Source organism: Streptomyces sp. NPDC014995 (assembly GCF_043080745.1).
Lineage (GTDB): Bacteria > Actinomycetota > Actinomycetes > Streptomycetales > Streptomycetaceae > Streptomyces.
Window position 1 is genome coordinate 1 of the sequence record NZ_JBIBVX010000038.1, and the last position, 14253, is coordinate 14253.

The 14253-nt window shown below is 63.8% G+C and carries 8 protein-coding genes and 3 pseudogenes; 6 read left to right on the plus strand and 5 right to left on the minus strand.

Translation table 11 applies throughout. From position 1 onward, the window contains the following. On the plus strand, positions 1 to 457 hold a 457-nt coding region (locus ACF1A1_RS38895), incomplete at its 5' end, for a transposase (RefSeq protein ID WP_392006893.1). A gap of 317 nt (positions 458 to 774) precedes the next feature. Here ACF1A1_RS38895 and ACF1A1_RS38900 read toward each other — a convergent pair. Together ACF1A1_RS38900 and ACF1A1_RS38905 are read right to left on the minus strand one after the other, a co-directional pair. Further along, positions 775 to 3489 (minus strand): site-specific DNA-methyltransferase, encoded by a 2715-nt coding sequence (locus ACF1A1_RS38900; RefSeq protein ID WP_392006895.1) that lies wholly within the window; start codon positions 3487 to 3489, stop codon positions 775 to 777. Beyond that, positions 3476 to 6568: a BPTD_3080 family restriction endonuclease gene (locus tag ACF1A1_RS38905; protein ID WP_392006897.1), complete on the minus strand. Its 3093-nt coding sequence runs from the start codon at positions 6566 to 6568 to the stop codon at positions 3476 to 3478. The genes ACF1A1_RS38900 and ACF1A1_RS38905 overlap by 14 nt, the downstream gene beginning before the upstream one ends. 405 nt (positions 6569 to 6973) lie before the next feature. On the opposite strand from ACF1A1_RS38905, the pseudogene ACF1A1_RS38910 reads away from it, so the two are divergent. Continuing rightward, positions 6974 to 7441 (plus strand): annotated as a pseudogene (locus tag ACF1A1_RS38910) (DUF7008 domain-containing protein); the annotation flags it as partial. Between the two features lie 169 nt (positions 7442 to 7610). Here ACF1A1_RS38910 and ACF1A1_RS38915 read toward each other — a convergent pair. Further along, complete coding sequence (locus ACF1A1_RS38915) at positions 7611 to 8513, minus strand: hypothetical protein (RefSeq protein ID WP_392006899.1); 903 nt, start codon at positions 8511 to 8513, stop codon at positions 7611 to 7613. 240 nt (positions 8514 to 8753) lie between these two features. On the opposite strand from ACF1A1_RS38915, the gene ACF1A1_RS38920 reads away from it, so the two are divergent. Then, positions 8754 to 11540, plus strand: coding sequence for a protein kinase (locus tag ACF1A1_RS38920; RefSeq protein WP_392006901.1), 2787 nt, complete (start codon positions 8754 to 8756; stop codon positions 11538 to 11540). Positions 11541 to 11565: 25 nt separating this feature from the next. On the opposite strand, the pseudogene ACF1A1_RS38925 reads toward ACF1A1_RS38920, so the two are convergent. Both ACF1A1_RS38925 and ACF1A1_RS38930 read right to left on the minus strand, forming a co-directional pair. Then, a pseudogene (locus tag ACF1A1_RS38925) lies at positions 11566 to 11843 on the minus strand (transposase); the annotation flags it as partial. 492 nt (positions 11844 to 12335) lie between these two features. Next, positions 12336 to 12657: pseudogene (locus tag ACF1A1_RS38930) on the minus strand (site-specific integrase); the annotation flags it as partial. Between ACF1A1_RS38930 and ACF1A1_RS38935 the strand changes: the two are divergent. The 3 genes from ACF1A1_RS38935 to ACF1A1_RS38945 all read left to right on the plus strand — a co-directional run bounded on the left by ACF1A1_RS38935 (position 12620) and on the right by ACF1A1_RS38945 (position 14025). Next, complete coding sequence (locus tag ACF1A1_RS38935) at positions 12620 to 12901, plus strand: hypothetical protein (protein WP_392006904.1); 282 nt, start codon at positions 12620 to 12622, stop codon at positions 12899 to 12901. The pseudogene ACF1A1_RS38930 and the gene ACF1A1_RS38935 overlap by 38 nt on opposite strands. Positions 12902 to 13128: 227 nt before the next feature. Then, entirely contained in the window at positions 13129 to 13530 is a 402-nt protein-coding gene (locus tag ACF1A1_RS38940; protein WP_392006902.1) for a hypothetical protein, read from the plus strand. Between the two features lie 6 nt (positions 13531 to 13536). Beyond that, the gene (locus ACF1A1_RS38945) at positions 13537 to 14025 is read left to right on the plus strand and encodes a hypothetical protein (protein ID WP_392006903.1); all 489 of its coding nucleotides are present in this window, start codon (positions 13537 to 13539) and stop codon (positions 14023 to 14025) included. Positions 14026 to 14253: the final 228 nt, after the last annotated feature.

The window sequence follows — 14253 nt, forward strand, 5'->3', positions numbered from 1 at the left end:
CTGCACCAGCGCCAATGAGCTGGAGGCCGCGGTCGTCGACGCTTTCACCGCTCACGAGGACGCCGAGATCATCACCAGCTTCCCCGGCCTCGGCCCCCTCACCGGCGCCCGCGTCCTGGCCGAACTCGGCGACGACCACACCCGCTTCGCCACCGCCCGAGCACTCAAGGCCTACGCCGGATCCGCCCCCATCACCAGATCCTCCGGACGAAAAACCATCGTCCTGGCCAGGCACATCAAGAACCAGCGCCTTGCCTCAGCCGGCTACAACTGGGCCTTCGCCGCCCTCACCGCATCAGCCGGAGCACGAGCCCACTACGACCGCCGCCGAGCGGCCGAAGAACGACACGTCGCAGCCCAACGCAACCTCTTCAACCGCATGCTCGGCTGCCTGCACCACTGCCTCACCCACCACATCCCCTACGACGAGCAGACAGCCTTCCCCGACACCGCTTGACTGATCAACCGCATCGGATGTCTGTCTTCGCCCCGCTCCAGCCCGGCCGGCGCCCGTGCCGCGCGCACCGCAATCAGCCGCCTGATGCCCGAGAAGGGGTACATCGTGGCTGGGGCGGTCGGCTCCACGGCTTTAGGCAGCCACTTTGGCGCGAGCCTCGAAGATCATGGCCCCAACGTCGTGCTTTACCGGGCAGGTCCACTACCTGCCCGACGCGCCGGAAGCTTACGGGGCCATGATCACTCGCGCCAAAGCAGCTCCAGCCCAAAGCCGCTCCGCTGACCTCGGTGCCTACTCCTGCGAGTCGAACACCTCGATCAGACTTCAAATACCTTCATTACTTCGTCGCCGTAGTCGTTAATGACCTTGACTGCAATCTTGCCAGTCTCCGGCTTCGCGAACGGGAGGGATACCGTGGAATTCAGCGACGCCCACGCGTCGACATCGATTTCGGCCTTAAGCGCGCCCTTGAGCTTCTTGTACGGGTCCCCACCGCCGGTGAAGTAGCAGTGCCGGACGAAAAAGCTATCGCCGTTGTAGCTGGTATCGATCATCCACAATGCGATCCGGCCAGTGTCGCTGCTGCGCACCTCACCCGTTGTCGGATCGTAGACATCGACGCCCTTGAGCTCGACCACGACATCAGCGTCCTCGTGGCGGACGTCGATGTCTGGTTCACCGAAGACCGTGAACAGGTTACCCGCACCCGTCTTCTTCAGGTCCTCGCCCATTAGCAAGTCAACGTTCATCCGAACCATGAGGAGCTTGATACGACCGAATGCCCGCTCGCCCTCGACTTGAGCGAAGCCTTCCGACGAGGCGTCGACCGTGACGCCATCAGACTCCGTGACCTCGCCGGTCGACGCATCAAAGGCGAAGCCCAAGAGGCACAACAGATCGATGCCCTTGGCCTCGATAGCCTCCTTGACCGCGTCGCGTGCGAATCGCTGACTGACCGTGCCGTATTGCGGACCGATCGCAATCCCGATTCTCGCTTCGCCCTCTCCGGACAGGCTCGTCGAGGTACCGACCGCCTGGATGTACGTGCCCGGGTAGGGGTCGATGGAGGAAAATTCAATGCGTTCACCCCGGCGCCCGTTCTGCACCCCTGCACGGCTGAGATTCTCAAGAATGGATTGCTCGAAGTTTGGAGCATCCGGCTGCTCCGCACCACTCACCTCGCTGTTCGACTCGCGGTGGGCGGGGTCCGGGCTGGCTGCGAAGGCCAGCGAGCGATGAGGGCTCAGGGACTCGACCGTAAACGGGCCAGTTACCCGAACAGTGCCCTTGTCTTCGTACGGGTCGTCGTAGAGGAGCTCAAAGTCCGCATGCCGTTTGATCGCCTCGTCGATTTCCTCCCTTGTCATCCCTTCCCTGATGTCAGGGTTGTTAGCGATCGACTTCAGCGTGATGTGTTGGACGCGCTTGTAGACGAACCCGTGTCGGATGTTGTTGGTAACGCGTGCCGGCGGGAGTACCGTGCCGCTCGCCTTACTCTCGGCCACTCGGCCCTTTTCGGAGTCGGCTAGCAGATAGAACGGGAATTTCGCCCCCATCAAGCGCTGCCGCGCCAGCGCGAGCGCCACTCGGGAAGTGTCAATGGTGATCCATCGCCGACCCCATTGCTCAGCCACATACGCCGTTGTGCCGCTGCCACAGGTTGGGTCGAGCACAAGATCGCCAGGATCAGTGCACATGAGCATGCAGCGCTGAATCACCTTTGGGCTTGTCTCCACCACGTAGGTCATACCTGTCGCGGCCGAGGTGTCAGTCCACACATTGTTGTAAACCGTGACTGGATAATCCGAGTGCCGAAGCACATAGCGGAGCGTCTTGCCATCGTCGTAGGGCTGTAGGCGCCCTGCCCAGGCAAGGCGATCCATCCCCTGCTTCGGTGACGGCCACGACTTACCCGGTGGAAGCTTGTACGTCCGCCCGTCATACTCATAGTCGTAGATGCCGGTTTCGAAAGGGCCCACCGGATATAGTCCGATGAGTTGGGCAACGTCGGTTCCCGGGGGCAGCAACTGATGCGCGTTGATTTCAGCGCGAGTCATGAGCTTCTTTGAACCATCAGGTGCGACCGCAACATTCCAATGGGAGTCGCCTTGGATGTTCTGGTTCTGGAAGAGCCGGCGATATTTCACCAGCTCCTTGTCCTTGGCAAACCACACGATGTAGTCGTAGGCGCCTTCGAGTAGCCGCCCACCGAGAGGCATGGTCTTCTTTCGGAAGGCGATCGTCTCAACGTGGTTGTCCGGACCGAAGACTTCTGCCATCAAGGTCGTGACAAGGTGGAGGTTTGCCGTCCCAATCTGGACGAAACACGACCCGGACTCGGTGAGCAGCTCCCGTGCGACGAGCAGTCGGTCCCGGAGGTACGACAGGTACGAGTGAATCCCGCGGTCCCATGTGTCACGGAAGGCCTTGATCTGCTCGGCCTCGCGAACGACGTCTTCGACCTTGCCATCCTTGACTGACCTCGATCGCGCCGTCGCCTGCCAGTTGGACTCGAATCGAATGCCGTAGGGCGGGTCGATATAGACCATCTGCGTATTTCCACGCAGCTCTTCGCGCTCGGCGAGCGAAGCCATCACAAGAAGGCCGTCGCCAAGTATCATTCGGTTCGACCAGTTGGCCTGATGCTCGTAGAAGTCGACCAAGTCGAGTTCGTCAAGGCCGTCGAACTGGTCGAAGAGAGTGAGTGCAGGCTCGTCGGGCCGGGCCGCTGTGCGTCGAAGGTTCTCGACTAGGACTCGCGGGTCAATCTTTTCCTGAATGTAAATCGGCGGTGCATCGGTGACCAGCTTCGCGGAAGACTCAATGGATTCTGCGGACTCGTCGCCGTACTTCCCCTTCCACACCAGTTGTGGGTCAAGACTCGGGTCGCGCTCAACGAGGATCTTGCGGGCCTCCTCGACAGCGGGCGTGATGAACTCCTGAGCGTCGACGGTGGGCAGGTTAGTCCGCTTGTCGCCGTGGGTGATCGACTTGACCGGAGTGGGGTTGGTCGGCTTCTTACGGGGCGGCAACGGGGGTCCTCTCGTGGTAGTCGCTGCGGTCTGGGTCGCCGATGATCGCGCCATCATCGGCGTATAGACGGCGGATCGCCTCGTCAAGCAACGGCTTTGCGGTGGTGGGATCGGTGATCTCGAGGTAGCCCCAGCGGCCGAAGCCGCCATGGTTGTTGACGGCAACACACCAGGTGTCGCGTGCCGCCACCCGTTTCATATCTGTCAGTCCCGGCAGATGTAGTTGCTTCTGCCCTCCGGATACCTCAACGATAAGTGTGCGCTCGACATCGTCGGGCTCGGTCCGCAGCTTGATCAGAAAGTCCGGCACGTAGTCGTGCCGGGTGCCCTCGTGAACATACGGAATTTCGAAGCCGAGGTGGTCATTTTTTACGTATGCCAGCACGTCGCGATGCTTCTCCGCGTAGGCCATCAGCAGTTGTTCCCAGGTGTTCCCTTCGGGCCCATCTAGAACAACGTGGCTTACTTCGCAACGGTCCTGGTCAGCGACAAGGGAAACCTTGCGCGTGTGGAAGGAGACACTCCCGGTCGAGCCGATGGGATCGAACGGACGCAGTATTGGTCGCAATCGAGCCCGACGGTTTTCCTCCTGCCGCATTACCGCCGCGTATACCGCGTCCGCGGCTCGCGCCTGCCACTGGACGTAGCGAATGAGGAAGCCAAGGTCGAAGCCGGCCTCGACCGTCACTGCCCGCTCGATCCAGTCCCTGCACACCTGCACTAGTTCCGGAAAGAGCCACGGCCGATTGTCGCCAGCGTCCTTCTCGGTACGAAAGTGTGTGGTGAGCAGTCGCCTGGCCAGCCAGTACGCTACGGTCTGCGGACGCTGGGATTTCGGTGCGTCCTCGATCAACTCGGTCTCTCCGACTATCGGCGCGGCTTCAGTCCAGGTCGGAATAGTGCCGGGCCCAATCACGAATGGATCTAGGTCATCTGCTAGAAACAACCCAGCATCCGGTACCTCCAACCGGTAGCCGGTGAGTTTGGGGAACGTGATCCGCAGGTGACCGCGACCTTCAACAGTCCGCACCAGCGTCGTGGGACGCGGCGGCTTGGGGTCTACCTGCGGGCGGTCGGTAGGGATAAACGCGAACGGTACGCCGTAAACAGACGCGTACTCCGCCTCAAAAAAACCTTCCTCATTCACGTCGTAGGAACGACGCCGCAGGCCGCGGCCGACGACCTGCTCACAGAGCAGCTGACTGCGGAACGCCCGGATACCCAGGATGTGAGTGACCGTGTTGGCGTCCCACCCCTCAGTGAGCATCGCGACCGAGACGACGCATCGGACCTGCTCGCCCAGTCGTCCGGCCTTGCCGACGGTATTCATCACCTCACGGAGCAGGTCTTCATCCGTGACTTGGATATCCGCCCCGGGATTACGTAGACGAAGCTCGGACTTGAATGCCTCAATCTCGGTTGCCGCCGCTTCTTTGAAGTCCGGCTTCATCGCTTGGCCCGACTCCAGTTGGGCGGAGTCAACGAGGATAGTGCGCGGTCGGGCCAGTGGTTCGCCATCGACGACATTGCTGAACAAGGGCAGGTTACCGGGCGTGCGGTCCCAGCCTGCGATCCAGTCGTGCACCAACTTGGAGACCGCCGTGTTGGGACATACGACGATGAAGACCGGTGGCGTCTCACCAAGGGGCTGTAGTTCAGTCTCCCAGTGCGCAAAAGCCCTTTTGTAGGACCGGTACAAGCTGTGCAGGGCGCCGACCAACTCGTCAGGAGGAACCCAATTACTGGCGTCGAGATCCTTGCGTCCACGCTTCGGCAGCAACTTGCCGACGGATTCCCAAAGGTTTAGATAAGTGACCGCTTCGTGGGCCGCGTCGTCGTCGACCGGGATTCGCGGCACCTTTACGATCCCGCATTCAATGGCGTCCATCAATGAGAAGTCGCTGACTACCCAGGGGAAGATGAAACCTTCCTTGTAGCCCGACCCGGATAGATAAAAGGGTGTGGCAGAAAGGTCGTAGATCGCCTTCACGCCCACCTTGCGGGCTATTGCGTGCAGCCCTTTGAACCAGACGCGGGCGTCGGCGTTGCGATCCTTGGCCTCTGCGTCTACTTCCTCGCCCTCAATGGTGATTGGCTTGTCTTGGTAGCAGTGATGCGCCTCGTCATTGATAACGAGGATGTCGCTCTGCTTCTTTCCGCTGCCGACACCCCAACCGCGTAGCACCCGGGAGACCATTGCGTCCTCGGTCTCCTTAAACGGGTCTTCCTTCTTGCCGGCCAGCAGGATCTGACGCGTCGACTTGGAGACACCCTTGATTTCCCGGGAGTCCTTGAGGAGGAAGGCGTGATAGTTCGTGATGAGGATCTGCGCTTTACCGAGCTGCCCCTTGAGATCTGCGGGCACAAGGTCGCGCAAATCGTAATAGTTACTTGGGTCGTTCGGCTGCAGCACCCGCAGCCGGTCGCGGATCGTAATCCCAGGTGCGACGACAAGGAATCGCTTTACGAACCGTGGGTCGCGCGGACTGGTGACCTTATTCAGGGTGTGCCAGGCAATCAGCATCGCCATGACCACAGTCTTGCCCGCGCCGGTAGCCATCTTTAGCGCAATCCGCGGAAGACCAACGTTGTGTTCTTCGTTGCGCTCCGCTAGCTCACCACGCCAATCACGAACCGTGCCGTATGCCGTCTTCCTGCCGCTCACCTCGGCAAGGAAAATGGCGGTTTCTGCCGCCTCCCGCTGCGCAAAGAGCACCCGATTGTCCCGGTTAGGGTCAGACCAATGCAGAAGCAACTTCCGGGTCGTTGGGGTGACGCCGTCGTAGTTCCGGGCCCGCCAGAGGGCGACCTCTCGACGCAACTCATCGATCAGGGTGTTAGGAACGACCTGCTCTTGTGTGAGCGCGAAGGCTTCCTGGACCGAGTTGTCAACGCCCTTCTTGCGGCCCTTACGCACCGGGGCCACTGGAATGAACGACTCACTCGGACGACGACGCTCCAAGACCCTTCCCGTCGGCCCCTTGGGTCCGAGCTCGAAGTGGCGGCTCGGGATGTCGTACGGCGAGTTGATGATCGGGTTAGCAAGTGCCTCAACCGACCCGCCGACCGCCTCCGTCATCCGCTCTTCTCCCCTCAGTGAAGTGCCTCGTCCACAGAGACGAGATCATAGTGACGTCGGCGGACGTAGGCGGCGTATCGCCAGATCGGCCTCAAGACCGCACCACCTCCGGCACCTCAGAATCGCCCACCGCTCATCTCGGAACGACTGTGATGATCATGGGACGCCTGTGGAGGTTCAATAGTCGCATGGGCGCACAGGAGGGGAGACGACGCCATGATCACTACCGCTGGCGCCCCCACTGGACGCTGAGTCGCAACGCTGACTGCAAGCGAGCGCAAGAGCTTCGGCACTTGGCAGGCGCCCAGAGCGGGAGCTTGTGGACCATCGGTGGACAAGTTCAGCCGTGCAACATGCAGCACCCGCTGTGAGCAGCATGTTTGGTGGGCATGTCAACGGCCTCCAGAGGATGTGTCGGACCTCCAGCGCAAGGAGGACGCCGCGCCCGACGAGTCGGCCAAACGGAAGATCCGGGACTCCATCCCCGTGCCGCCGAAGTACACCTCGGCCGACTTCCTGCGCCCTTCCTTCTGGAAGGCGCGCGGCAAGCTGGACGTGCCCAATGAGCGGTTTATCTCCTACGGGCAGACCAACGCCATCCCAGAGCTGTACGGCTGGACCGTTGGAACCACCGCGAGCAGACTCAAGCGCTGGCGACGTACTTCACCAACACCGCGCTGACCACCGAGGAGATCACGCCGTTCCTCGCTGGCCTGCTGGAGCTGCAGCCGTGGCTGTACCAGTGGCACAGCAGATTCAACTGGCTGCCCGACGGCCTTCTTCGCCGGTTACCGCCAGACCCAGCAGGGCGCGCATGGGCTTACAGACGAGGACCTGCGCGCCTGGCGTCCCCCGGCCGTCACCCGTGGCAAGGCCAGGAAGGGGCAGGGCCGGACGGCGAACTGCCAACGAGTCCGGGTAGGCAGTCGGTCAAGCTTGAGCGCATCTGTGACATCGCGCTGGTCAGGTTGGTGGCTCGCTTGTCGAAGGGAGCCACCCACCCGAAATTGGTCTGCCTGCTGGTCAGACCGGCTTCGCTCGCTCAGTTGGCGATGTGGGTGCGGTGCCAGGTGTAGAAGGGTGTGCGGTGGGGGCCGTGGTCGGCAACGGTGCGGCCTTCGAGAGCCTTCACCGCGACAGCCAGGTCAGGGGTAATGTTGCGCTTCGAGCTGACGGCGATGGTGCCGTTGTCGGTGACATAGACGTAGCCGTGCTCGAAGAGCTCGTCGCAGCCGATGAGGCAGGCGGGCATGATGTTGGCCATCATCAGCCGCTCCTGGCGGCTGGCCGCGCTGCGCCGCTTGATGTGCGCGGCTCGGACAAACCGGGTAGGCAGGACACGGCCGCACAAGGCACAGGCCGCCTCGGTGGCGCCGCCGAGCAGGTTCTTGCGGAGCTTGGCCTGCTCGCGGCGGACGAGCACCTGGGCGACGGCGCTGTCGGCGCCCTCGTGGTCCACGGTTCCGTCGCCCGGCAGGTCGGAAACAGGTGAGAGCGCATCGGCGAGCTGGGCGACGGCTGCGATACCGGACTGGAGGACCGCGGCCCCCTGCTTGTTGGCGGACAGGCGCAGCGCTTCCATGGCGTCGGCGCCGAGGGCGGTGCCCTGGACGTCCTGTTCTTCCTCTAGGACGTCGATGCCGATGCGCTCGGGGTAGTCGTCGTCCGGCCAGACAGGGGCACTGTCGGTGAAGTAGGGCTGGCTGACTTGGGTGATGATGACGCGCTGCAGGGTCGCGTTGGTCCATCCGCCTGGAGCAACCCGGCTGTTGGGCCCCCGATGCCCCAGGACGAGGAAGTCACCTTCACTCAGGGACTGGACTGCCTGGCGAGCGCCGGCGCGATCGAGGGCACTTCGGCGCCATCCCCACAGGCCCTGGTCGAGCCCGATCTCAAGGTTCTCGCGGGAAGGGCTGGGGACGTAGATGTACGCGGTCTTGGGCATGAGCCCTCCATCACTCGGCCTCCCCCTGGGGAGGGTGCAGTGGGCTACGCCAGCAGCGAGTCTGAGGACTGGAAGTGGCATAGCTAACCCCGGAGTTGGGGCGGCGGTCATCCTACCGGATCGACCTAGAAGGGTGGAAGCAGGAAACTTTGGCGCCGCGCGGACTCGATGGGACACAATGCGCTCACGCTGGCCGCGTTTCAGGGGCCGGTCCTAGCGACGCGGGGGAACACGAACAGAGTGGATGGGGCACGGGAGCTGCTGGCCGACTATGGCCAGTGGGCTAAGGACGACACCGCGACCGATGCGGAGAGATACGAGACGCTCGCCGAGCTGGTGGCCGCTCTCCTGAACCAAGTCACCGACGATGGCGCCGTGCAGCGCCTTGACCTGGAGGGATTGCCCGGGCTCCGCTTCGAGTACGAAGGGCGGGACTACCTCCTCAGTCTGGCCATCGGCCCGACCGATGCCATAGGCCGGGCAGTGCTCGCTGCGCGCCGATCGGGGCTGGAGTCCGAGCGATGGGCTCTGCTGTGGTGGACGGTCACGGTCACGCCCGAGGACGACGATTTGGACCGGGTCGAGGACGCCGTGCGGGCCTTTGGCGTGGTGCTGGACCGAACTCATCTGGACGCGGCCGTAGCCGGCCTGCGGTCCCTTCCAGAGCTGATCCGCGACACCTTCCGGCAGCGCCAGACCCACGTCCCGCTCGCGCAGCTACTCACCTCCTCCCGCCCTCCGGACCACGTATGGACGATGACGCCTGCGGCGCGTCTGCGCCCGATGGTGCAGGTTGAGGTGCAGACCCAGGCACCTCTGACCGCTGAGCTGCTCTTCATGGGGCCAGCCGTGGCGGATCCTCCTTCGGGCCTTGCATCTCTTTCGTGGCCTGGCGGGAGCAGCCTGTTGATCACAGGCGCGCACGGCGTGTCGGAAATCGGCAGGCGCGGCGCTGCGCGCTGGCGCCTGAAGCTGTCCGGATGCCACGGAAGCCCGGTTCTTCAGCCCGATGGTGAGCTGCTGGTGATGTGTGGGCCGGCGCTGGTCCGCTGGCACGACGGCGCCCTGACCGTCCTGGCCGGCGCCTTCGAAGAGGGAGCCCAACTGCTGACGGGACCCGATGGGGAGCCGTGGGTGCTCTCCGGTTCCGGCGTCACCTTTAGCACTGGCGACGGCACGCTCGCTCTGACCCGCGTCGGCAGTGAGCTCGGCGACCAGCTGCGCTACCCCATCGCCTTCGAGGCAGCGGTCCGCTCGGCCGTCTGGCTGGATGGACGCCGCTTCTTCCTCGCCGCGGGCGGGAGTAGCGCCATAGTGGACCTAGGGCGCAGCACAGACGCCGGTCGGCGTGAGGACTGGATTCCGACGGCTGGCCATTACCCTGCGCACCTGCTGGCCGACGGGCACGGCGGCGTGCTCAGCGCCTCCCCCGACGGGTCCGGCAACCACGTCCTGCTGCACCGCACCCTCGTGGCTGAGCGCTCTGCTGACACAGTGGCCGATCTCCGGCTCGCCCAGGTCTTCGGCCTCGCCCGCGCCGAGAGAGCCAACGGGCCTGTCTACCTCCTCGCCTCCCTGCCGGACAACGACCCGTCCCAGGTGCGTCCTGTCGTTGTCAAGCTCGCCGAGCACCGGCCAGCCGAAGAGTTCGGCCAGGGTGACACCTCCCACGATGGGGCACGGATGCAGGAGTACGGACTGGTGAGCGGCTCCGCCCGTGGGGAGAGGAAGGACTACCGGCTCGCCCGGCTGCCGCTGGCGGAGGGCGGGCAGGCCGAGGTTTTCGAAGCCATACACAAGGCGTCGCGCGTGAGCGTGGCGTTCAAGCGTCGGCTGAGTAAGGGGTCACGGGAACGTCGGCGCATGGCCCGGGAGATCGAACTCGGGCAGCGGCTGGGCGGTCACCCCCACGTGATGCCAGTGCTCGACTTCAGCCCGGACCACTCCTGGTTCGTGATGCCGGTGGCCCGGGCCACCGCCGAGGACCTGCGCTCGGAGCTCCTGGCGCCGGGCAAGCTGCGGGTCCTGGTGGACGCCGTCGCCTCGGCGCTCGCCGCAGCGCACGAGCACGGGTGGCTGCACCGGGACATCAAGCCATCCAACATCCTGTACCTGGAGGACCGGTGGGTACTGGCCGACTGGGGCATCGTGCGTCGCCCGCGTGGCCAGACCAGCGACCTCGGCGTCCTCACCAACGGGGCGATCGGAACCGAGGGGTTCGCCGCCCCGGAGCTGTTCAGCGGCGCGCACGAGGCCACCTTCGCGAGCGACATCTACAGCCTCGGGCAGGTCATCGGATGGGTCCTGACCGGCACCTGGCCCCAGCCCAACGTCCCCCTGCTGCCAGCGCCGGGCCCCTGGTACGGGGTCGTGCGCCGGGCAGCGCACCGCGACCCCGAGCAGCGGCCGCAGAACATCACAGTTTTCCTCGACCTTGTCGAGAAGGAGACGGCTCCTGCTCCTGGCTTGCCGATCCTCCGAGGCCGACAACTGCTGGAAACGGCGGGCGGAGGAGATGGTGCGGCGGCCGACGCCCTGATCGCTCTGGCAGCCGACCGGCCCGGGGATTACGAGCTGTACCTGGAGGCGGTCACCGCGCTAGACGTGAAGTTCGCTGACGCTGCACTGCTGTCCGACGTTCCCCGGGCCGTCGCGGTGGTCAAGGCCCTCGCCGTCCACGTCGCGGGCGACGAGCAGGGGCAGTGGCCGCGTTACGGTGAAGCCGACCAGGCCATCTGGTGGCTGCAGAGCATCGCCTCCCTCGCCAGCCGTGAAAGGCAGTGGGAGCTCCTAGATGCCGCGACGGACAGCATGTGCGCCTGGGATGGTGCGTTCGACCAGTGGAAGCCGCAGGACTCGATCAGGCGCTGGCTGCGCTCCCTGGACGGGCAGGCCGCAACCATCGTTGCCTCGGTCCTCCGCCAGCACCCTCACAGCGCCTGTCATTTTCAGGAGCTCAGAAACGAGCGGGGCGTTGACGTGACGTTGCGCAGCGCTATTCACGCGGCTGTCACTGAGCTCGGCTGAGTCTTACTGCTGCAATGAGTTGTTGCTAATGGGTGATCAAGCAGCAGGCGAGTTCGCGGAGTGCTGCTTGGATGTCGGTCCGTCGTCCCCAGCGGATAGGCAGGCGGAAGTCGCACAGCAAGGCGAAACCGCGCTCGATCACCCATCGGTAGGTGCCCAGCCCGGTGCCGCGTCCCGCGGCGGGTGATCGCTGGCACAATGCCTCAGTCGCAGACCTGGCCGCGGTAGGCATCGTGGTCGTATCCGCGGTCAGCGAAACAGCGAGTCCGGCTTGTGGCGGGGCTGACCCACCCGGCCGCCCACCGAGTGCTGAGGAGGGGCGGGAGATGAAGCCACTGACATCCAGGCGTGGCGTCCCAGCTTTCTTTGGAAGCCCGTATGGCTGTCCTGGAATCCCCCCGATGTGGCGGCTAGGCTCCGCGGACCATCTGTGGACTCATCTCAGTCGATTGAACATGTAGGGGGCCCTCACCAGCGAGATTGCCTGGTAGCCAAGCGGCCTCCGGAGCCGTGTGCGCAGGTTCGAATCCTGCCGGGGGCACCTTGCATGAGGTGCCCAAAGACCCCGTCACCAGCGGAAACGCTGAGGCCGGGGTCTTCGCGTATGTGCAGGCACATGCCGCCAAAAGCAACCGTTTGCCACTGATCACGTTGTAATGACGTGCCGATCTTGGAGGGCTCCGCAGCAGGTCAGCGGGGATTCCGAGAGACCTCGGCGTACCTCTGTGGATTATGCGTGGACGGACGGAAGCCCCGGAGCGGTCCGGGGCTTCCGTCCGTCGGCCCTGCCTCTCTTCAGCTCTCGAAGTCGTCCTCCCCGAGCACTTGCATGATCCGGTCGTTCATCTCCTGTTCCTGGCCGTCGATGCACTTGGCGTAGATCTTCAGGAGCACGTCCACCGAGTGGCCGGCCCGAGCGGCGACCTCCGGGGCGTGCACTCCCGAGTTGAGCCACTGGGAGACGCCCGCGTGCCGGAGGTCGTACGGCCGGAAGGCGAGGACCGAGGACACCTGGTGGGGATGAATGCCACTTCCGCGCCTGCTTCCACGCTCGGGAGTACGACGAGGCAGCGATCACGTTGCCCCGCTCGCTGGAGAACAGCCGGCCGTCCTCCGCCGGAGAGATCCGCAAGGTGTCCGGCGACCAGGAGGCCACACCACTCGACACCGATTGCGTCGTGACGGGCTGGCCGGCACAAGACGAGCGGCTCCACGCCGAGTACGTCGTGGGGTTACACGACCTGTGCCTGGTGAAAGCCGTCAACGACCACGACTGGTACATGGGCAGCCTGAACGACGACGGCAGCGTCACCTGCTGGAGCGTTTACAGCAACCCGTACGAGGCGCTCCGCGGTCTGTAACTCGACGACACCTGTACCGGCTGGACGGCATGCCCGTCTCAGTTTCCGTCTCATTGAGCGCCGTTCACGGCCGTTCAAAGCGAGTCCGAAGGCGGTAGCCGCTCCTATGACTGGCCGCCCATGAACGAAGGTGAACGGCTCCGTTCGAAGCCGCGCACACCTGACCAACACAGTTGGAAAGCGTGTACGGCGACGGCGCTGTCAGAGCCTGGGCTTACGGTCCAGCCATGGCAATCAGACCATCAGCGCGTTGGCGTGCCCGCGTGGGCGAAGAGGCGGCGGAGCTCGCTGCTGGGACTCGGGTCCCGAGCGATGCCTTCCTGTCGGAGCTCTTCCCTGAGGTACTGCTGGCGGCAACTGACGGGGCACTGCACGCCTTTGAGTCGGATGTGGACACACTCAGGGATCAGGACGACGAGCAGGTCTTCGAAGCGGTCAAGCGTGTCGTCCTGGCGCTGAATGAGATCAACGAGGATCACGACGGCGCCAGCTACGAGACCGAAGAGCGCGAGGAGCTGTGCCTCTACATTGATCAGACCTTGACGGAGCATGGCATTGATGTGCCTGCTCTGGCAGCGAGGCGAGGCATCAGCCGCACCGAGATCACAGATGACTGGCGGGACTGGTAGCCGCTGATGTACAGCAACCTCAGTCTCACCGCGCCGACGTCCAAGCCGAGCGACAAGCCGAATGCTCAGCCGTGCGAACCGCATTGGTCCTACTACGCAACGAGCAAGAGCAAGGACTACCACAAGGGCGTCGGGGCCGAGCAGGCGAACTACAACGGAACGTCCCGCACCGCTAGATCGACGTTTGTCTCCGAAGTCACCGCCTCAGTCGGCATCGCCGTTACTGGAGAGTTCAAAGCCGGGGCCGACATAGCGATCGCTTCGATCGAGCAGAAGTTCAGCGTGAACGTCTCCGCATCGCTCACCGCGAAACTGGGCAATACCATCAGCGTCGACACGCCGGCTCGCAAGACGACCTTCGCCCGCTATGGCGTCTACCGCCTCAAGAGTTACGGCTACAACCAATACACATACGTCAACTGCACCAAGGGCGTGAAAAAGAATGTCACGATCTACACGCCCCACCGCATCGGCTGGGCCATCTGGGAGAAGTGACATGACTCGCCGGACTCTTATGGGCATGAGCGTGGCCTGCGTCTTGCTGCTCTCCCCACTCGCAGCTTGCACTTCAGATGACGCCGACACCAAACAGCCCGCCCAACGCACACACTCTTCCGGGCCAGGAACAGGGGGCTTGACCCCGGATCTTGGACACCCGAGACACTTGGATCTTGAGTCCAGGAGAACGGATGTCCCGTGGTCATGAAGCACTATCCGCCGGAG

Bases quoted from the DNA above. Each gene is read 5' to 3' on its own strand.
- ACF1A1_RS38905 (WP_392006897.1), bottom strand. From the start codon at position 6,568: ATGACGGAGGCGGTCGGCGGGTCGGTTGAGGCACTTGCTAACCCGATC.
- ACF1A1_RS38915 (WP_392006899.1), bottom strand. From the start codon at position 8,513: ATGCCCAAGACCGCGTACATCTACGTCCCCAGCCCTTCCCGCGAGAAC.
- ACF1A1_RS38940 (WP_392006902.1), top strand. From the start codon at position 13,129: ATGGCAATCAGACCATCAGCGCGTTGGCGTGCCCGCGTGGGCGAAGAG.
- ACF1A1_RS38945 (WP_392006903.1), top strand. From the start codon at position 13,537: ATGTACAGCAACCTCAGTCTCACCGCGCCGACGTCCAAGCCGAGCGAC.